At 46.7% G+C, this 19,696-nt stretch carries 19 protein-coding genes, 2 rRNA genes and 1 riboswitch (1 of these 22 cut by a window edge); of the genes, 2 read left to right on the top strand and 19 right to left on the bottom strand.

The genetic code is table 11. The annotated features are described in order from the left end of the window. Positions 1 to 4: 4 nt before the first annotated feature. The 4 genes from rnmV to AC3RCI_RS00140 all read right to left on the bottom strand — a co-directional run bounded on the left by rnmV (position 5) and on the right by AC3RCI_RS00140 (position 5,013). The gene (gene rnmV, locus AC3RCI_RS00155) at positions 5 to 550 is read right to left on the bottom strand and encodes a ribonuclease M5 (RefSeq protein ID WP_127540852.1); all 546 of its coding nucleotides are present in this window, start codon (positions 548 to 550) and stop codon (positions 5 to 7) included. A 152-nt stretch (positions 551 to 702) separates the two neighbouring features. Beyond that, positions 703 to 1,887: a resuscitation-promoting factor gene (locus AC3RCI_RS00150; protein ID WP_127540850.1), complete on the bottom strand. Its 1,185-nt coding sequence runs from the start codon at positions 1,885 to 1,887 to the stop codon at positions 703 to 705. 271 nt (positions 1,888 to 2,158) lie between these two features. Next, a riboswitch (cyclic di-AMP (ydaO/yuaA leader) is annotated at positions 2,159 to 2,412 on the bottom strand. Positions 2,413 to 2,654: 242 nt separating this feature from the next. Beyond that, positions 2,655 to 3,425 (bottom strand): TatD family hydrolase, encoded by a 771-nt coding sequence (locus tag AC3RCI_RS00145; RefSeq protein ID WP_174818735.1) that lies wholly within the window; start codon positions 3,423 to 3,425, stop codon positions 2,655 to 2,657. A 310-nt stretch (positions 3,426 to 3,735) separates the two neighbouring features. Continuing rightward, positions 3,736 to 5,013 carry an HD domain-containing protein gene (locus AC3RCI_RS00140; RefSeq protein ID WP_336784357.1) on the bottom strand — a complete coding sequence of 426 codons (1,278 nt, stop codon included), beginning with the start codon at positions 5,011 to 5,013 and terminating at the stop codon, positions 3,736 to 3,738. A 318-nt stretch (positions 5,014 to 5,331) separates the two neighbouring features. Between AC3RCI_RS00140 and AC3RCI_RS00135 the strand changes: the two genes are divergently transcribed. Then, the gene (locus AC3RCI_RS00135) at positions 5,332 to 5,586 is read left to right on the top strand and encodes an AbrB/MazE/SpoVT family DNA-binding domain-containing protein (RefSeq protein ID WP_024633700.1); all 255 of its coding nucleotides are present in this window, start codon (positions 5,332 to 5,334) and stop codon (positions 5,584 to 5,586) included. Between the two features lie 281 nt (positions 5,587 to 5,867). On the opposite strand, the gene rsmI is transcribed toward AC3RCI_RS00135, so the two are convergent. The 12 genes from rsmI to AC3RCI_RS00075 form a co-directional block, all read right to left on the bottom strand. Continuing rightward, positions 5,868 to 6,749 (bottom strand): 16S rRNA (cytidine(1402)-2'-O)-methyltransferase, encoded by an 882-nt coding sequence (gene rsmI, locus AC3RCI_RS00130; protein ID WP_127540846.1) that lies wholly within the window; start codon positions 6,747 to 6,749, stop codon positions 5,868 to 5,870. After that, positions 6,750 to 7,538 (bottom strand): tRNA1(Val) (adenine(37)-N6)-methyltransferase, encoded by a 789-nt coding sequence (locus tag AC3RCI_RS00125; RefSeq protein WP_492527266.1) that lies wholly within the window; start codon positions 7,536 to 7,538, stop codon positions 6,750 to 6,752. It abuts the gene before it with no gap. Between the two features lie 99 nt (positions 7,539 to 7,637). Then, a complete protein-coding gene (yabA, locus tag AC3RCI_RS00120) occupies positions 7,638 to 8,006 on the bottom strand; it encodes a DNA replication initiation control protein YabA (protein ID WP_095293343.1) in 369 nt (122 codons plus the stop codon). Positions 8,007 to 8,034: 28 nt separating this feature from the next. Then, positions 8,035 to 8,835, bottom strand: a complete 801-nt coding sequence (locus tag AC3RCI_RS00115; protein ID WP_095293342.1) for a PSP1 domain-containing protein — start codon at positions 8,833 to 8,835, stop codon at positions 8,035 to 8,037. A 118-nt stretch (positions 8,836 to 8,953) separates the two neighbouring features. Further along, positions 8,954 to 9,925 (bottom strand): DNA polymerase III subunit delta', encoded by a 972-nt coding sequence (gene holB, locus AC3RCI_RS00110; protein ID WP_095293341.1) that lies wholly within the window; start codon positions 9,923 to 9,925, stop codon positions 8,954 to 8,956. A gap of 9 nt (positions 9,926 to 9,934) precedes the next feature. Continuing rightward, a complete protein-coding gene (locus AC3RCI_RS00105; protein ID WP_492527265.1) occupies positions 9,935 to 10,378 on the bottom strand; it encodes a YaaR family protein in 444 nt (147 codons plus the stop codon). A 284-nt stretch (positions 10,379 to 10,662) separates the two neighbouring features. Beyond that, positions 10,663 to 10,992 (bottom strand): cyclic di-AMP receptor DarA, encoded by a 330-nt coding sequence (gene darA, locus AC3RCI_RS00100; protein WP_017691391.1) that lies wholly within the window; start codon positions 10,990 to 10,992, stop codon positions 10,663 to 10,665. A 59-nt stretch (positions 10,993 to 11,051) separates the two neighbouring features. Then, a complete protein-coding gene (gene tmk, locus AC3RCI_RS00095; protein ID WP_336784360.1) occupies positions 11,052 to 11,699 on the bottom strand; it encodes a dTMP kinase in 648 nt (215 codons plus the stop codon). A 227-nt stretch (positions 11,700 to 11,926) separates the two neighbouring features. Continuing rightward, positions 11,927 to 12,619 (bottom strand): LrgB family protein, encoded by a 693-nt coding sequence (locus tag AC3RCI_RS00090; protein WP_492527264.1) that lies wholly within the window; start codon positions 12,617 to 12,619, stop codon positions 11,927 to 11,929. Further along, positions 12,595 to 12,966 carry a CidA/LrgA family protein gene (locus AC3RCI_RS00085; protein WP_492529760.1) on the bottom strand — a complete coding sequence of 124 codons (372 nt, stop codon included), beginning with the start codon at positions 12,964 to 12,966 and terminating at the stop codon, positions 12,595 to 12,597. The genes AC3RCI_RS00090 and AC3RCI_RS00085 overlap by 25 nt, the downstream gene beginning before the upstream one ends. 198 nt (positions 12,967 to 13,164) lie before the next feature. Further along, positions 13,165 to 14,844: an aminotransferase class I/II-fold pyridoxal phosphate-dependent enzyme gene (locus AC3RCI_RS00080; protein ID WP_492527263.1), complete on the bottom strand. Its 1,680-nt coding sequence runs from the start codon at positions 14,842 to 14,844 to the stop codon at positions 13,165 to 13,167. A gap of 288 nt (positions 14,845 to 15,132) precedes the next feature. Beyond that, positions 15,133 to 15,318 (bottom strand): sigma factor G inhibitor Gin, encoded by a 186-nt coding sequence (locus AC3RCI_RS00075; RefSeq protein WP_095293335.1) that lies wholly within the window; start codon positions 15,316 to 15,318, stop codon positions 15,133 to 15,135. A 478-nt stretch (positions 15,319 to 15,796) separates the two neighbouring features. Here AC3RCI_RS00075 and AC3RCI_RS00070 point away from each other — a divergent pair, with 478 nt between their 5' ends. After that, a complete protein-coding gene (locus AC3RCI_RS00070; RefSeq protein ID WP_154896935.1) occupies positions 15,797 to 16,321 on the top strand; it encodes a hypothetical protein in 525 nt (174 codons plus the stop codon). A 631-nt stretch (positions 16,322 to 16,952) separates the two neighbouring features. On the opposite strand, the gene AC3RCI_RS00065 is transcribed toward AC3RCI_RS00070, so the two are convergent. From AC3RCI_RS00065 to AC3RCI_RS00055, 3 genes are all read right to left on the bottom strand, one after another. Then, positions 16,953 to 17,393: a hypothetical protein gene (locus tag AC3RCI_RS00065; protein WP_236146670.1), complete on the bottom strand. Its 441-nt coding sequence runs from the start codon at positions 17,391 to 17,393 to the stop codon at positions 16,953 to 16,955. A gap of 202 nt (positions 17,394 to 17,595) precedes the next feature. Next, positions 17,596 to 17,712 (bottom strand): 5S ribosomal RNA (gene rrf / locus AC3RCI_RS00060). 144 nt (positions 17,713 to 17,856) lie between these two features. Next, positions 17,857 to 19,696 (bottom strand): 23S ribosomal RNA (locus AC3RCI_RS00055); it runs 1,087 nt beyond the window's last position.

Raw genomic sequence — 19,696 nt, 5'->3', positions numbered from 1 at the left:
ACGCTCACAATCCTTCACGTTCAATTTGCGATAATGCTGCAGAAAACTCTTCCCGGCTAATTTGGAATACACCCAGCCGCTTGTGGAACTGCTTTCCGTTGCAGTAACCGATGCCAAGCAGATTCCCCATCTCCATACGTCTTGCGGCTGCCTGCGGGTGCACAATCAGTCCTGCTGCAATCAAGTCCTCCCAATCGATCTGGCTCGGCATACCCTCATAGGAGGTATGCACACGCTCCAGCGCATGGCGGATTGCCTCAGGTGAAGCATTCTCGACCCCGATATCCCCTTTACGGGTTGCATCCGCTTCCGGAATAAAAGCATGCTTGCAGCCTGGGACCTTATTTGCAATGATTTTGCGAATGCGCTCACCGGCATGATCCGGGTCCGTTAAAACAATCACGCCGCGTCTCTCCTGTGCCAGTGCAATTCGCTTCAGGATTCGCTGATTGATGGCTGATCCGCCGGTCTCAATGGTGTCTGCCTCAACAGCCCGCCGGATGGCGACGGTATCGTCGCGTCCTTCTACCACAATGACTTCTTTTATCATGTTCCATTTCTTCCTTTCTAACGCAAAAAGAAGAGGAATATCCTCTTCTCTGCCAAACGGCGGCGAGCCTATTCAGACTCCACCGCCGCATATTCCGCATGATTCATTCATGCAACTATTTTATAGCATTCCCATTTCAAAGTAAAACGATTTTAGTTCGCTTCCGGCTTCACCGGACCGATCACATATACCGTCTTGCCTTTCTTACGTCCGAAATTCAGGGCATGCTTTACACTGTCGTAATATACATCGATTTTGTTGCCTTTAATGGCGCCGCCAGTATCTTCCGCACGACGGAAGCCGAGGCCCTCAATGTACACCCACCAGCCGATCGGAATCACTTTTGGATCGACCGCAATGGTCCGTCCTTCAGTTACCCGGGTACCGGAAGCTGTTTTTGTACCAATGCCAGGCTCCTCAGAAGAGTAAGCGGTCATCGATACATTTTTAAGTACTTTGGAATATTTAAAAGAAGTGCCTGAGACGGTAATCACTTTGCTGCCTGATGCAGCGGTTTTCTTCGAGTTCGTTGTCGTTGCTTTCTTTGCTGTGGAGGTTTGGGCCGATACCGTCTGAATCTCCGGCTGCTTCACAACAGGTTTTGCTTTGGTTCCGACAGCAATAACTTTATCGACACGGTTGGTCGATACCGATTTGCCCACCATCTTTTTGGAGACTAGCTCTCCATCCTGAAACACCTTTTCGATATGCTGTACAAGTGTACCTTCTTTGCCGTTTACGATGACGCGATTGTCACCTTTGTACAAGCTAGGGTCAGCCGTTTTGATTACTTTGTACGCAATCGGCTGTTCCACTTCCACTGTACGCTTTGTTACACGCACTACGCGAATTTTCATATCTGCCTTGATTGGTGTTGCGAGCGCAGGATAAACCTTATCCTCACTGGCAACTTCAATTCCAGATTTCTGAATTGCATCTTCTACCGATGAATCGGTTGTATACAGAGTCTTGGTGTCTCCGTCTGCCGTAATGTTGACTGGAACGGCCCGCTCAATAACAATGCGGTCTCCATCTGCGATTGCCCCGTTCAAAGGCATGGATACCTCATCGTGGGGGCTGACTGTGATTGATTGCTCCTCCAGCATTTCTTGAAGCATTCCTGTACGAGTCTCTACCGCTTGAGCTTTGCCATCAATAACCAGCGAAATTTGTTTCCCGGCTTGACCGTAAACGACTAACAAGATCATGATTGTAAGCGCGATTGAGAAAATAGCGATCAGTGCCATTTGACGCATGTTCTCATGCTTCCACCGCAACGCGTAAGACTTACTGGATGATCGTGACTCATGGGTCTCTTCTGGTTGGAATGTGCCCACTTCTCCGTCCTCCTTCATAGCCTCGCCGTCTAAAGTTAATGCATGATGTCTTTGACGCGACTATACCAAATTTTCTACAGAACTGATCGATATCTCAATGACCGGTTCTGCACCATGAACCACTCTTCGCAACATGATGTCACCACCTGAATTCTTACCGTATGATGACCTTGTTTCTTTTATTCAAAAACAAAAAAGCCAAAGAAAGAGTGTAAGAGGAACTCTTTCGTGGCTTCCGAATGATTTTGAATATCGGAAATTCATGCACGAGGTTGCCTCTCTTTTTCCGCTTGCGAGGTTAGCTGTCGGGTTCGGGCGAAAGAGAGCCGCCCTATCTCCGGTCACCCGCTCATGGCGGATGCCCTTGAATTCACCCCGAGACCCAAAGAAGAAATCAAATAGCGCTTCGCAAGTGCATCCGCTGCTTTTGGGTCAGCGAACGATGCGCATCAGCTGCTTACACTGATGTTTAAGCTCTATTGGTTCCCCCGCTCTCCGTTAACGGAGACTCAGCGAGATCGGTTCATGAAAAGTATTGTTGTGTCATCGGAAAGTGTCCCTTTGTTCATCCCCCGAACATCTGTCCAATTTTCCGCACAACAATTCACTGAAAAGATGATATCCTGTTTCGATGCATGTTGTAAAGCGTTGTTCAAGTACGTTTTTCTAAATATTTGGTTAAAATATTGTAATATTCTTCATTTATTTGGATCAAAAAGCAAATTCGCTCCGTCTACCTCTCTTTTTCACCGCATTTGCTTCGTTTTTTAACGAATTCCAAATCGTTCCATGGCATTTTTGGTCGTTATTGCAGCAATTTCCTCTACCGAAATGCCTTTAATTTCCGCAGCTGCTTCTGCAACCAGACGTACATGCGCTGTTTCATTTCGTTTTCCACGATAAGGATGTGGTGTAAGATATGGGGAGTCGGTTTCAATGAAAAATCGGTCCATCGGTACCTTCGCCAGTACCTCTTTCGGCTGCTTGGCATTTTTGAACGTAATTGGTCCACCGAAGGATAGATGGAACCCTAGATCCAGACAGAGTTTTGCCGTTTCCCAGCTTCCTGAGAAAGAGTGCATGACACCCCCGACTTGTCCAGCTTTCTCTTCACGCAAAATTTTGACAATATCCTCATGAGCATCGCGATTATGAATGACAATAGGCATGTTAAGTTCACGAGCCAGTCCGATCTGTTGTCTTAATACACGATGCTGCACATCCTTGGGTGAAGTGTCCCAATAATAATCCAGGCCAATCTCGCCTATGGCAACGACTTTTTCATGTTTGCACAGAGACGCAATCCACTCGAGATCGCCCTCCTGCATCGTAATGGCATCCTGAGGATGCCAGCCTACAGCAGCATATATAAAATCATACGTTTCGGCAAGCTTCATCGTGGATGGAATGGTCTCCCGGTTGAAACCGACATTGATCATACGGCCAACCCCGGCGTCTACAGCACGTTGAATCATCTCCTCGCGGTCCTCGTCGAATTGCGGTGCATCCAGGTGTGTATGTGTGTCGAATAACATCATTTGTATTTCTCCCTTCCTGTCGAATAACTGTTTTCTATCCCATTCAAAATCCTATAAAATGCACCCATTTTATCATCTTCATTGATTCTTCAGAGTACAACATGTGGATTTACCAAATTTAATTTCTACTATATATAGAAGCCCTTCTCACCTAAACTTGTTCAAAAAAAGTGTACATTACAAAATTATGTCGATCTACATATACTCTCCATTAAAGCAGATTACTGTATCATGATAATATCTCGAAATAGAAATTCTTTCTGTCATAGCTAATTTGTAAATTTTTTGCTCTTCACGGCTCACTTCATGATCATGAGAAGTATGGGCGGATATGAGAAGGCAGCTCGTGAATGATGGCGTCCACCTTGTTTTGCGGATAGTACAGATGATGCTTACCACGATGTATTCCACTGATTGAACGGACGATGTCCGAAACCTCGGACAATTCATGCAACTTGTCCTGTCGATCCAGCAGCAGAATCTGTTTGTCTGTCGATTCATCCGGACGAAAAACATCATACGGAAGATCCGTCGGAAAATCAATTTCTAGATCATATTCCGGATGAAGACCGGCTTTGGCAAAGGCAACTCGAATTTCTTCAATCGTTTCCACATCGATCTGTTCAACCTCTACATACTTATACAGCCTGCGGTCCATAAAACGTTCGCATAACTCACTCAGAACAGAATCGTTCTCTTTACGCCACTGCATGAATGTAGTCTGTATTAGAGCCTCATCCAATTGCAGATATTCATCAACAGTGAGCACTCCGTCAAACAGCTGCGGCAGTGGCTCCAGCATGAAACGGAATTGGAACCCCTGCTTCACCAGCTCTTTTGCACGCTTAAATATTTGTCTCAGGATAATTTCGGAGCTTCGGGTCACCGGATGGAAGTAAATCTGCCAGTACATCTGGTATCGTGACATCAAATAGTCTTCTACGGCATGCATACCGGATTCCTTGACTACAATTCTACCGTGATAAGGACGAAGCATTCGCAGGATGCGGTCAAGGTCGATGGTTCCGTAGTTTACACCTGTAAAGTATGCATCCCGAAGCAAATAGTCCATCCGGTCTGCATCAAGTGGGCTAGTGACCAAATTCACGACGATTGGCTTTTCATATGTTTTCTGAATAACAGATGCCACCTTCTCCGGGAAATCGGGAGCAACCCGTCTCAGGATCGCCCCCACTTCAGTATCCCCAAGGATAATTCGGCAGGTCCAGTCCTCATGGTTCATGTCAAAGGCTTCTTCAATGGAGTGAGAGAATGGCCCGTGACCCAAGTCATGCAATAAAGCAGCGCAGAGTGCAACGGCTTTTTCTTCCTTAGGCCAATCGGAGTAGTGACTTCTTTCAAATTGAGAGATAATCTTCCGTGTAATTTCGTAAACGCCCAATGAGTGTGAAAACCGGCTGTGTTCAGCACCGTGAAAAGTGAGATAGGATGTTCCCAACTGACGGATCCGTCGTAAGCGCTGAAACTCGGGGGTATTGATCAACTGCCATATGATCGGATCTTGCACATGAATATAATTATGTACCGGATCTTTAAACACTTTCTCTTCAGTTAAACGCTGTTCCATGTCGCTTCGCTCCCTTGTTTTTGAGTTGTGTTTGTCGCTTTTAGCCCTAACCAGCCCAATTATTCGACACACAATGACGAATTTTGTCGAATAAGGTACTTTTAATGTTTTCCAAATCGACAAAGCTGACATTGATGTTTAAATATGAAAAATCGCTCTTAACCCCTTGCCACCCGTAATCTTATCCAAAACAGCCTTAATTTTAAGCTAATTTTAAGGTTGACTGTTTTGGGAATCGTTGGTATGATGAGTATCATAAAACATAAAATAATGTCGAATAATGACAAAGATAAGTAGCTGAGAGGAGCACTGATTATAATGATGAAATCAACAGGTATTGTTAGAAAAGTAGACGAACTGGGACGGGTAGTTATTCCAATCGAATTGCGCCGTACACTGGGTATCGGTGAAAAAGATGCTCTGGAAATCTATGTTGACGGTGAGCGCATCATGTTGAAAAAATACGAGCCAGCTTGTATCTTCTGTGGTAACGCTGAGAACGTTACATACTTCAAAGGTAAAATCGTTTGTAACGAATGTATTTCTGAAATCCCTGCACCTGTGACAAAATAAGAAATTTCAGGTATAATGGACTTATTGAATTGTTAATTCTAACCTTTTTATATTCCTTACTTGCCTTCCCGGTGTGAACCCCACCGTTGGAAGGTCTTTTTTTTATTACCCTATTCGGACCAACCATAAATGCAGGCATGACATAACCAGGAAAGCGGTGAAAAAATTCAAGATTTATTTTTGCACCGCCTGTGACTTTTAATATTTCTCTAAGGTTTCCAATAAGAAACTTTTCAGGTTATGTTCCCCTATTTAACCGTATGTTTGGATCATGCAGAGGATTAGATCAGCGCGTTATATACATCACGTTTCGTTAATCCTCGGTCCGCTGCTGTTTTTTTCATCGCATCTTTGCGGTGAAGTCCTTCGCCTTCATAATGGCTGACGTGGTCCTCCAGGGACAATTGCTGCCACCAGGCTTCACGCTCTGCTTTACGCTCCTGTTCCTTAATGCCTTCTACAAGCAAACAGTACTCTCCAAGCGGCGGATGTTCCTCCAGCCAGTCTATGCACTCGCGAACCGTGCCTCGTGCAAATTCCTCATGTCGCTTCGTCAGCTCACGAGCCAGCACAACCGAACGATCCCCCAGAATCTCTTCCAGATTGACCAACGTTTTGCGAATACGATGCGGTGACTCATAAAACAACAACGTACCGTTAGATTCGTCAAAACCCTCCAGCACTTTGCGCATATCCTTTTTCTCGCGCGGCAAAAAGCCGCCGAACGTGAAGCGTTCCGTCGGTAGTCCGGATACAATTAGAGCAGACAATGCTGCATTGGCACCCGGAATCGGAATAACATGAATTCCTGCCTCAATTGCTAGTTGTACCAGATCAGAACCCGGGTCTGAAATGGCTGGCAAACCAGCATCGCTGACCAGTGCCAAATTTTTTCCTTCTATTATATAGCGTATCAGTTCAGGGCCACTTGCGGCCTTATTATGTTCATGATAACTAAATAACATGGAAGGGGTGATCTCAAAATGAGTGAGCAGCTTTCGGGTTTGCCTTGTATCTTCTGCTGCAATGATATCACAACTCTGCAATGTCTTAATTGCTCGAAATGTCATATCATCCAAATTCCCAATCGGTGTTCCAACTAAATATAACTTACCCCGACCATCATGGGCTTCCGCATAGCTTTTTTGAATGTGCAAAGTCACTTACACTCCTCCTTCCGTAATACCCGTTGGTTGTTGTGATCCGTAATAAATATCCATAATTTCATCACAGTAGGTTCCTTCTTCATTGTAGACAATGAGGGGCGGAAGCATGCGCACTTCGGGTTTGCCATCCTTCAGCGCTTCGATTAACACCATATTGGCTTCGAGGTGAGCACGTGGATGTACCATTCGGATCCGCTTCGGCTCAAGCTTGTACTCCCTCATCAGAGAGATAATCTCTCCGAGCCGTTGAGGGCGGTGAACCATGGATACCTTTCCTCCATTACGCACGAGACGATTGCATGCCTGAATCACTTCCTCCAATGTACATCCCAACTCATGACGTGCCATGGCTTGGTGTGTATTCATTTTAAGGTCACTTCCATTCAGCGGCATATATGGCGGATTCACAGTAATCGCGTCATACACAGCATGTCCTGTCTGTTTCACCAGTTCCCGCAGGTCACCTTCATGAATTGTGATCGATTGGTCCAGAGCATTCAGCTTCACGCTTCTCCGTGCCATATCAGCCAGCCTTGGCTGAATCTCGATTCCTTCCAGGGTGGCCTGCGTACGCGTCGTCAGCAGAATGGGAACAACCCCATTCCCCGTACATAAATCGAGTACACGGCCTCGTTTAGGAACAGAAGCAAACCGGGCAAGCAATACGGCGTCCATGGAAAAACTGAATACTTCATCACTTTGAATGATTCTCAAATCATGAGAGAGCAGATCATCAATCCGTTCTGATTCATGCAAAATTATTTCTTTAGCTTCATTGGCTGTCATATGATACGTTCATCCTCCGGTACTCTATATCGCATTTTAGCTTTAGTTTAGGTCTATAACCTTGAAAAAAAACCGTAGGGGATCTTCCCTACGGTCACTTCATTTATTCAAAAAAGACAGGCAGAACAGACAATCGCCTTCCGTCCGCAAATGTCCATAATAGACATTGCAGATATGGAATCCTTCGTGATACAGCCGGGCCAGATTATCATATCCTTCACCTACCACATCTTCACCTGTAGCCGGACCTGCCGGTCTAGCGGCTGGAGCCAGTGCAGATGAAACAGGCAGATCTACCGGAGCCTCACGCTTGAGCAGTTTGCGTAGCTGCTCATTCTCAATCGTAAGCCGCTGATTATCTTCAAGCAGCTCTTTGACAATCATTTTTAACTCTCCTAAATCACTGTGCAACTGACCCAATTGGGTTTCCATTTCATGAATGTGCGTAAACAGATTTTTCTTTTCCAAGTTTCCACCCCGAAGCAACCTTTATGGTTTACTTGATAACGACGTCATCCAGCGGAAGTTCTTTGACTTTACTGATGTCGAACAGTTGAACATGGACTGTGCGATTACCGGCATTGATGCCGACAACTTTACCTTCACCCATAGAGGTGACGACCAACTTGCCTACAGCCGGCAGTTCTTCTCTCACACTTTCATAGTTATCATGCTCAAATTTCAGACAGCACATGAGTCTTCCGCACAACCCTGAAATTTTCGTCGGATTCAGTGACAGGCTCTGATCTTTGGCCATCTTGATGGATACTGGCTCAAAGTCTCCCAGCCAGGAAGAACAGCATAATACACGGCCGCAAGGTCCGATTCCTCCAAGCATCTTGGCCTCATCCCGTACACCAATCTGCCGCAGCTCGATCCGTGTCCGAAAAATGCTTGCCAGATCCTTAACCAGCTCCCGGAAATCCACTCTTCCTTCAGCTGTAAAATAAAAAATGATCTTGTTGCGATCAAACGTAAATTCCACATCGACCAGCTTCATCTTGAGGCCATGGTCTTTGATTTTATTTAAACAAGTACCGAATGCTTCTTTGGCTGCTCGCTTGTTCTCATCCACCACACGGGCATCTGTATCTCCCGCAACCCGAATGACCTTTTTGAGTGGCAGCACCACATCGGACTCGCTTACTTCCTTCTTGCCAACAACTACCTTACCGTACTCTACCCCCCGCGCTGTCTCCACGATAACGCAGTTTTCTTTCTCAATGGGAAGGTCCAGGGGATCGAAGTAATAAATTTTGCCCGCTTTTTTGAAACGGACACCCACTACACTATACAAAAAATTAACCCCCTTGTAAGCCAATCCCACTTCGTCTGAAGCCCTGTCTTCTTAGGGAACCCTCCGAAGTAATAACCGTTTGCATATGAATGGAACAAAAACTGTCCTCTCCCCAGCCTTATGCCAAACCGATCAAAAATTGCTCCAGACAAAGCTGGCCATTGACGTTGAAACGCAATTTTTTTCTGCATGCTGCGGCCAAATCCATATAGGACACCCACTGCTCCGTGCTGCGAGTATTAGCCAATTGAGACAGCATGTCTAACTGATCTATAAAAACGATATGTTCATGCCTACCGTGCTGGACATACAGCATATCCCTAAACCATAAATGGAATAGACTAAGCATAATATCCAGATGTTCTGAGAGTCCGGTTTTAAAAAGCTTCTGCTGTGCAGAGATTAATGATGTGCTGCCTCTGCCCAGGGACTCCTTCCCTAATTGTAACATTACGTTTCTAATTTCTGCAAACCAATTCTGCTGGAGAATTTCTCTACATGATTCGAGTCCTGACGCCAAATGAACCGCTGAACGTGCAAGATTGGCCGGATGCCCCTCCGCAATCAAAGCTTGCAGCATTTCCTCCGGATTTAGTGCACTGAAAGGAACAAGCTGTGAGCGTGAACGGATAGTCGGAAGCATGGCTTGACCATTGTCCGTAATCAGAATTCCTACCGCAGGCACCTGCGGCTCTTCCAGGAACTTCAGCAGACTATTCGCCGCCTGTACGGTCATTTTTTCTGCCTGTTCTATAATATAAACTTTGGGATGGCCAGCCTCTGAACGGTATGAGAAAATACGCTGCAGATCCCGAATCTGATCGATTTTAATATTGTTTCCATCTGGTGCAAGCATCGTTAAATCCGGATGATTACCATGCTCGACCTTACGGCACTCCAGACATTGTCCGCAGGCATCATCTTCAAGCTCTGTACAGAATATGGCTTTGGCAAACGTGACCGCTGTCTTCAGCTGCCCGCTGCCCGCTGGCCCGCTAAACAAATACGCATGGCTGATTGCCTGGCGTCTCAAGCTGCTCTGCAACATCTGCTTGGCTGCCTGCTGACCCATAATTTGTTGAAAGGACATACTTCCTCCTCAGAAGCTTAAATTAATAAGCATTCCCCGAATTTCTCCTACTTGTTGTAATAACGTGATTTTACCTTCTTCTGTTTCGAGCAGTTCATCAGCCATGGATAACAGCGCAGAGTCGATTTCATCAATTAGCTTGTATCTTTTGCCTCTGCCCCGCCGATCCCATCCTCTGGTCTCTTTCATGGTTACACCCCGGCGAACCGTTTCTTCCAGAAATCTTTTGACAAGCTGCTTATATGCTTTCAGTTCACGAATCGTCATGGAACGAGCCAAGCGATCGCCCTGCATCTGAATTTCACTTAGCCGGCGGTTAAGCTCGGCTTGTGAGGCGCGTTCGCCCTGGTGGCTCATCATGTCAGAGAAACTTTTGGATTGAACCGGTTTGGAACTGGAGTCGGTAGAATTGATCCCGCTCTGCATCGGTCTAAATCCAGGATTGATTTTCATCGATATGCCCGCTTTCTATTATAGTAGACCATCGACCATCAGCACAGTGCGCGCTGCGCCTGTGCGTGGAAGATACCCTTGTATGAGTCTCTATATATAATGGTAGTTAAAACTTGCCACCATTAACCTGCTTGGTAGTCAACTTCCGCCCGAAAGAAAGCAATCCCTTCATAAGATGGCCTAATCCCGGACGGAAAGCGCCGATTCCTGTTATCAAGAAGGACGCATATAAGTCGCCTAAGAACACTAACAATCATTTTGTATCATAGACACAGAACGCATGATTAGAAGTGTTCAAAACGATCCACTGGCAGAACAAACACAGTAGCTCCACCGACTTGGACTTCAACAGGCAGCGGCAGGTAAGAGTCGGTTGTTCCGCTCATCGGTGTGACCGGGGTCACGAGCTGTTCACGAACCTTACAGCTGCTGCGAATGACATTCATTACGGACTCGACTTGACCATCATCGACACCGATCATAAACGTCGTGTTGCCTGCCTTCAAAAATCCACCGGTACTGGCCAATTTCGTTGCCCGAAAATTAGCTTTGACCAATGCGCTGGATAATCGGTTGCTGTCTTTATCCTGTATAATCGCAACAATCAGTTTCATCCTGCATAACCTCCTTCAGAATAAGCACCTTTGAAATGCCCTGTCTATATATTAGACAATTACTCGCCAAAATCCTTCAAAATCCCTGTCTCCAGCGACAAAATCAATGCTTCTGCGACTTCATCAGGCTGTCTGGAAGCATCAATAACCTGGATTCGTTCCGGGAATTGTTCCTTTAACAGGAAGTACCCTTCTCTAACCTTACGATGGAATTCCAGACTCTCTAGATCCAGACGGTTTACCTCACGTCCATCGTGGGCATCAATCCGGGCAAGACCTGCTTCAGGCTCGATGTCCAGATATAGTGTAACATCCGGCATGAGCTCACCTATTGCGAACCGGTTAATGGCCCAGACATTCTCTATTCCGAGCCCACGTGCATGACCCTGATATGCCAAACTGCTGTCGACAAAACGGTCGCAGATGACCGTCTTGCCTGCCTTCAGCGCCGGTTCCACCTTCTCGGCCAAGTGCTGGCTGCGTGCAGCTGCATAGAGCAGTGCTTCGGTACGCGCATCCATTGCCGTATGGAGAGGGTCAAGGATAATAGCACGTATTTTCTCCGCGATCTCGATCCCACCAGGTTCGCGAGTAACTACGTAAGGTATACCCTGTTCCTCGAAGTAAGAACCCAATCTGCTGATCATCGTTGTTTTACCGGACCCTTCTCCCCCCTCCAACGTAATGAATTTACCTCTGCCCTGCATATGCTTCCCTGCTTTCTATGTCAATAATGGCATCTTACTCTGCTGTGAATGTTATATGGCTCTGATCTTTCTACTTCAGATTATGAAATGACACGCCCAGAGGTGTATGTTCATGATCATGGTATTGTCGTTTGGGCCATATTGTACAAGCTTCTTACTATAATACTATACATGATCAAGCGATAGCGGTCAGCTATTCCGCCAATATTTTCAATAGAGATGACCGGTCAATCATAGATAATGGATACCCATAAGGGAAGGAACAATGATCCGGCTATTGCACTGACAATCATGGAGACAGAACTTAATGCTACAGCATTCTCGCCATATTCAAAGGATCTGGCCATGCCAAGTGCATGAGAAGCCGAGCCGAGTCCAATGCCATAGGCACTATTATCCTTTATTCGAATCCATTTCATCATCAGCGGCCCAAGTAATATCCCCGAAAAACCGGCAATCATTACAAATAGCGACGTAAATGAAGCGTTGCCTCCTGCCTGATCTGCCAATTGGATGGCAACTGGAGTAGTCACTGACTTTGGCAGTAAGGCGATCACGATATCTTTGGGATAACCAAGCAGCAGAGCTACCGATGCTCCGGTAAACATCCCTACGATGCTTCCTCCAAGCGTACCACCCAGAATGGGAATGACATTCCTTTTCAGCACATCCATGTGTTTGGATAAAGGGAAGGCTAAGGAAACGACAGCAGGCCCCAGAAGATCCTGTATCCATTTGCCACCCAGCATATAGGTGTCCAGTTTAATTCCTGTAATAAGCAGAATGACTACAATTACTGCCGTTGTTGTGAGTACTGGCATAAGAATAGGCCACTTTATCCTCTTATATAGACGAGTCGCCGGGATATATAAGACCACAGTCAGAGCAATCATAGCTATTCCGATGATGAATGTTGACATGAGATCGCCTCCTTCTTGTCTCGATGCGATCTTATCCACGTCATGAGCCACTCACCAATTTTGGCAAATAGCAAGCAAGTTACTAGGGTACTGAGGATCAATCCCAACACAAGCAAGATTGTATTCGCAGTAAAAAAATCAAAGTGATTAATGATGCCTACCGTAGGCGGGATAAACAATAACTGCAGATTGGACTGGAGCCAGGATGAACCTTCATTTCCCCAGCTCATCCTGATCCAACCCATTTGAATGACAATGAACAAAAGCAGCATGCCCACAATGCTGCCTGTCAAAGGTAGATGTAATATAGACTGTATCCAGGTTCCTATCCAATAAAAACCATACATTAACATGACTTGCAGGACTATTCCTGTATATTTCTTTATCGGAATATCCAAAATAATTCCCTTCTTTCTTATGTCCGGACAGCACATGATGTCTTAGATGGTACGAATAATAGAATGAATGAGGGATTAGTGAAATGAAAGAGTGAGTTAGTGAGTACATATGAGAGTAAGTCCCACCCCCACATTTGGGGTTTAACTTCACTTATACCCTTCCTTTATGATCTTCAATGATCGAAGAGTATCATCCGCTGCGCCATGAAACCTCGCCCCTTCATCCCTCAGAAGCTGTATACGTTTTAATGTAGCAGGACTTATTTGTTCCCCGGCATATAGAAGGGGGATTCCAGGAGGATACGGAATAATCATCTCAGCGGATCGATAGCCTGCACAGTCTTCGAGTTCAACTTCTGCTATATTTTTTTCTGCTATAGGTTGCAGTGAGAACAGAATAGGCTCTGAAAAGGGCTCCACAGATGCATCTTGTAAATTGTTCCACGTGGAAATATAGTGAACTGCCATCTTCGCAGCTTGCGCTGATGGTTCGTTCAGGCCTGGCCTAAGCTCATTCTCATTGGCTTGACTAATACGCTCTAACGCCTGCAGCAGCTGCTCAGCGTCACTTCGCGTTGAGCCAAGGCTGAAGAGCAGGACGACGTACCGTTCATCGCTCATCTCGGGTACGCAGCCGTATGCTTCCAGCTGCTGCTGCAGCCCATAACCGCTCAGTATCCCCGCCCCGTCATATATGACGACTTTGAACGGGTCCTGAACGGTGTAGCCCGCGGCAGAAGGCATCGCCGCCGCGGGAGGTGCTGTTGGCCGCCCCGATGCATCGGCGGCCTTATTACCGCCAGCAGCCGGCTCTGCCCCGGCTGGCAACTCTTGCTGCAGCGCCTGCACAGGCTGCAGCAGCTGAAAGCGCGGCAGCTCTGCAAGGCCGCGCTTGAAGGCATCCACGGCGGCAAGCCCCGCCGTGAAGGTGTCTGCGCCCTGCATATGCAGCTGCCGGCGCGCAAGATCAAGCGAAGCCATCACCAGGTATGATGGGCTTGAGCTCTGCACCATGGCCAGGCGCTGCCTCAGCAGGGACCGATTCAACAACGGTCCCTGAATGTGCAGCATGGCTCCCATGGTGAAGGCAGACAGCATCTTATGGGTCGACTGCACCACCCCGTCCGCTCCGCATGACAAGGCAGAAGCAGGCAGCTTTGGATGCTGTCCATAATGCGCGCCATGCGCTTCGTCCACGAGCAGTGGCATGCCAGCACCGTGACATATGTCGGCTATGGGCGTCAGATCAGCGCCCATGCCGTAGTAATTCGGCAAAGTAACAAGTACCCCCTTTGCCTCAGGATAAGCCTGGACAGCAGCCGCAACCGTCTCTGCCGACGGCATAACGGCAAGTCCGCTGGATGGATCAACATGCGGCTCCAGAAACACAGCTCTGGCGCCAGCAAGCATCAGACCATGAATGACTGATTTATGTACATTACGTTGGACAAGCACGATACTTTGCGGCTCATCACACACCGTAAGCAGCATAGCCAAATTACCTGCCGTACTTCCCCCCACAAGGAAGAAGCTCTCCTCCGCACCAAAACAATCAGCTGCCAGCTGCTGAGCTCCCATAATCACCCCTTCTGGATGATGCAGATCATCCGTGCCGGTAATTTCCGTTACATCCATCTGCATCATGTCCAGGAAAGCCGCCGTTGGCAAAACGTCAGAACTTTCGTGCTGCTTTCTATTTTCTGGATTCATTAAACTTCGATAAGCTTGTCCATTCTTATGCCCAGGCACATGAAAAGAACGATTCCCCGACTCCTGGTAATGAAGCAGAGCCTCGTACAAAGGCGCATGATATGGTTTGTATTTCATAGAATTACCTTCCTATATAATCATTAAATTTGGATTCTCGTTTGCTCTTTAACTTCCTATTATAATAAGGGCACTTTTGGGAACTTTCCCTCTCTCGATCGGGCATTAAGTGAAAAGGACAAGATTACTCTTATTCTGCTCCTCATTACTCCTTTTATTATATCAGTCTTTTTACCGAATCCACGGCTCTTCCTGATCCTCTGTTCTACAATCCTCCGTATCAAACAGAAAAAGGCCCTATGGGCCCCTGAATACACCTACATCAATGGATGTTTCGGCTTATGGTCATTATGCGTTTTTTTGTACCCAAATCTGTTTCATTTGGTGTATAAAATAATTGTATTTGGCATCCTGTGCATCAGTATGAACCATCTCTGCTTCGCAAGCATCGCATATAAATTCAGATACAATAAAAATGCCTTCTCTTTTTTTCTGTTCGCAGATAATACATGTGTGTTCGGTGTGTTCTTCCATCAACCATCCCACCTTGTTTTACGTTTACTATCAGTATTGCACAGTTTCTATTATTTTAAACCTTTTCATAGTGCTTTCTTTCTGTAAAATATATATATTCGCCCACCACCCATTGGGTGTCTGTACCGATTCAAAAGTTTAACAAATCGCATACCGCTCGTACTTTTCCGCACTGATGCTTCCCATAAAGTTATATCTCCGCCCTCATATATACACTTTCACCTTCGCCTCCACTAAAAACTTATATTCTATAATCTTAAAAAAACTTTGATTTTCAGCCGATATATAATACATCAGAACCTGACAGCCAAGATGTTCGTGGATATACTTGTATGAGGTCTGCTACTCTTAAACTTGTACATCATCCCTACAGCGCTTCCAAGGTTCCTATACGCATATGGATCATTTGCATGACAGCAACGTAACAAGCATACGTCCACACACGAAACGTGATCCCAGAAGGAGGATTTGTAATCGTATGACCGCTGAACCGGAGAATAAAGCTACATTTTATCAATACCGGCTTCTGAAAAAAAAGGCTATTGCCCGCAGTGTCATCTACAGCTATCTGTGCTTGCCTATCATTATGCTCTTCTTTAATTTACTGGCATTCTCCTGGACTGGCCTCTTCTTTTTTCTGCTGGCAGGGCCGATCACCCTTTGGATTCATTATGTTATTGCCAGAACCATATTGCTTCTGGTCCGTGCCTCTTATGCCAAACGCTGGCGCTGGAACTTCCATATGCCTTGGTTAGGTTATATTCCGGATCAGCACTTTAGCTACCGTATGTTTGTCAGAGTACATTTGAACATGAGCTGGATTGGACTATGCATCATTACCGTTTGCCTGATCTGGTCTCCGCTGTCCTTCACGCTTTCACTGATCTTCTGGCATCTGTGGCTCCTCTTCCCTCGTCTATACGTGGTTATGATTCTCTCACGTGAACGCAAAGACGGATTAATCAAACTAAATGAAGAGGACGTTTCGTACTATCTGCAATAACGCCACCTCTTTGATGAAAAAGCAATATGTACAAGTGTAATACATAATCCATGCTCCCAGCTTGGCTTAGAAAATGGCCCATGGTCTTCATAAGCAATTGAGCATTCTCCTACTCTTTAATGATGAACAAAGGTTATCCACTGTGGATAACCTTTGTTTGTTCTAACGAGCCTTTCTTTTATCCACAACATGGGTACAAGCTAACAAGGTTATCCCCACTTATTTTATTCCCGTTCTCATCCTCTATCTAGTGATCAGCATTGTAGCCGTTTAAACTGTGCCCCATTAAGCAGCATATTTCTACTGCTCTTCGCCTCAAACCTATTTTCAGCTCATGTCTCTACGCTTTAACTAGTGGCTTGGACTACCATGACTGAGATCCCTACACGCTTATAGAAGCTGCTTTAGGACCTTCCCTCTAATATAGGAGTATCGACTTCCATGGAACCCATGGTACGTGCAGTAACTGGGCAGCTTATAAAGCTCAACCTTGGATCGGGTTCTTGGAAGGACTCATAGCCTCTAATCTAACGCGCAGTAACTCCTCTTCAGTGAAATAAAAAAAGCCCCCGTAGGCTTACGGGAACTTGTATCGTCTGAACATTACAATGTTACAAAAGAAACCGTACTCTTACTCTTCATCATCAGCAAGGGATTTCACCGTTGTTGTCGCAGTATCGTTTCGAGGTACCATTAGCGTAAAAAATCCATCATGTACAGCTAGATGCACAATATGCCCCTCTTTAGCAAACACACGAAGAGAGTTTGAGGTATTTGATGTACTCTTGGCTTGTGTCTCCGTCCAGCCCCAGCTTTTAATCTCGTCTAGATATACTTCCGGCAAGCTGGTGCTCTCACTTATACCTGACAATGTATATCGAACATAGTCCATCTCCGAATTGTTTCCGGATTGGTCCGATTTATTCGCTACTTTCGGTACAGGGAAACTCTTCTCGTTGACTGCGCCTTCATAAGAAGTCCAGGAAGGTCCGGCATCACCGCATCCTGTAAGCACACCCAACAAACCAATCATTAGAAATGAATACAGCCCAAGTCTCCGCCAACTTAACACACACACCCTCCTTTTCACAGCTGCACATTTCACAGCTCTGTGGTCAGGTACTTTTAGCACATTTAACATAGTCCTATTATACTGATTTCCTACTTATATTCTGTAACAATACTGTTACCTTCTGATGACGCTTGCATTCACTTAATACAGCCTTATAAACAAAATAAAAACCACCACCGAATTTCATCGGCAGTGGTTCTTTGCTTGGCAGCGTCCTACTCTCCCAGGACCCTTCGGTCCAAGTACCATCGGCGCTAGAGGGCTTAACGGTCGTGTTCGGGATGGGTACGTGTGGAACCCCTCCGCCATCGCCACCAAACGTGATTTGTCGAAGCATGTGCTTCTTAAAATCAAAGTGGAACTGAAAATCATACACACATTGGAGTGTTGTACCGATTTTCATTTCAGAGATTATTCTCTGAAAACTAGATCCGAAACGAAATTTGCGACTAGAACCCGCAATTTGGATAAGCCCTCGACCGATTAGTACTGGTCAGCTCCATGCATTACTGCACTTCCACCCCCAGCCTATCTACCTCGTCGTCTTCAAGGGGTCTTACATACTGGGAAATCTCATCTTGAGGGGGGCTTCACGCTTAGATGCTTTCAGCGCTTATCCCGTCCGTACATAGCTACCCAGCGGTGCTCCTGGCGGAACAACTGGTACACCAGCGGTACGTCCATCCCGGTCCTCTCGTACTAAGGACAGCTCCTCTCAAATTTCCTACGCCCACGACAGATAGGGACCGAACTGTCTCACGACGTTCTGAACCCAGCTCGCGTACCGCTTTAATGGGCGAACAGCCCAACCCTTGGGACCTACTTCAGCCCCAGGATGCGATGAGCCGACATCGAGGTGCCAAACCTCCCCGTCGATGTGGACTCTTGGGGGAGATAAGCCTGTTATCCCCAGGGTAGCTTTTATCCGTTGAGCGATGGCCCTTCCATGCGGTACCACCGGATCACTAAGCCCGACTTTCGTCCCTGCTCGACTTGTAGGTCTCGCAGTCAAGCTCCCTTATGCCTTTGCACTCTTCGAATGATTTCCAACCATTCTGAGGGAACCTTTGGGCGCCTCCGTTACTCTTTAGGAGGCGACCGCCCCAGTCAAACTGCCCACCTGACACTGTCCCCGTACCCGCTAAGGGCACCAGGTTAGAACCTAGATACGATCAGGGTGGTATCCCAACGGTGCCTCCACACAAGCTGGCGCTCATGCTTCAAAGGCTCCCACCTATCCTGTACAGATCGTACCCAAATTCAATATCAAGCTGCAGTAAAGCTCCATGGGGTCTTTCCGTCTTGTCGCGGGTAACCTGCATCTTCACAGGTATTAAAATTTCACCGGATCTCTCGTTGAGACAGCGCCCAAGTCGTTACGCCATTCGTGCGGGTCAGAATTTACCTGACAAGGAATTTCGCTACCTTAGGACCGTTATAGTTACGGCCGCCGTTTACTGGGGCTTCGGTTCACAGCTTCGGGATTACTCCCTAACCGCTCCCCTTAACCTTCCAGCACCGGGCAGGCGTCAGCCCGTATACTTCGCCTTACGGCTTCGCACAGACCTGTGTTTTTGCTAAACAGTCGCTTGGGCCTTTTCACTGCGGCCCCCTCGTGCTATTCACACTACCGGGGCACCCCTTCTCCCGAAGTTACGGGGTCATTTTGCCGAGTTCCTTAACGAGAGTTCTTCCGCGCGCCTTAGAATTCTCTTCTCGCCTACCTGTGTCGGTTTGCGGTACGGGCACCTTCATCTGGCTAGAGGCTTTTCTTGGCAGTGTGAGATCATGACCTTCGCTACTGTAATTTTCACTCCCCATCACAGCTCAGCCTTACGATGTGCGGATTTGCCTACACATCAGCCTTACTGCTTGGACAGGCATCCATCAGCCTGCGTCACTACCCTACTGCGTCCCCCCATCGCTCGTAACGATTTACGGTGGTACAGGAATTTCGACCTGTTGTCCTTCGACTACGCCTTTCGGCCTCGCCTTAGGTCCCGACTTACCCTGAGCGGACGAGCCTTCCTCAGGAACCCTTAGGCTTTCGGCGGATCAGATTCTCACTGATCTTTTCGTTACTCATACCGGCATTCTCACTTGTATAATGTCCAGCGCTCCTTACGGTACACCTTCAACCCTTATACAACGCTCCCCTACCCCTGATGCAAGCATCAAGCCATAGCTTCGGTGGTGTGTTTAGCCCCGTTACATTTTCGGCGCAGAGTCACTCGACCAGTGAGCTATTACGCACTCTTTCAATGGTGGCTGCTTCTAAGCCAACATCCTGGTTGTCTGTGCAA

Source organism: Paenibacillus sp. MT124, from assembly GCF_058792755.1.
This window is presented reverse-complemented; position numbering and strand designations above follow the sequence as displayed.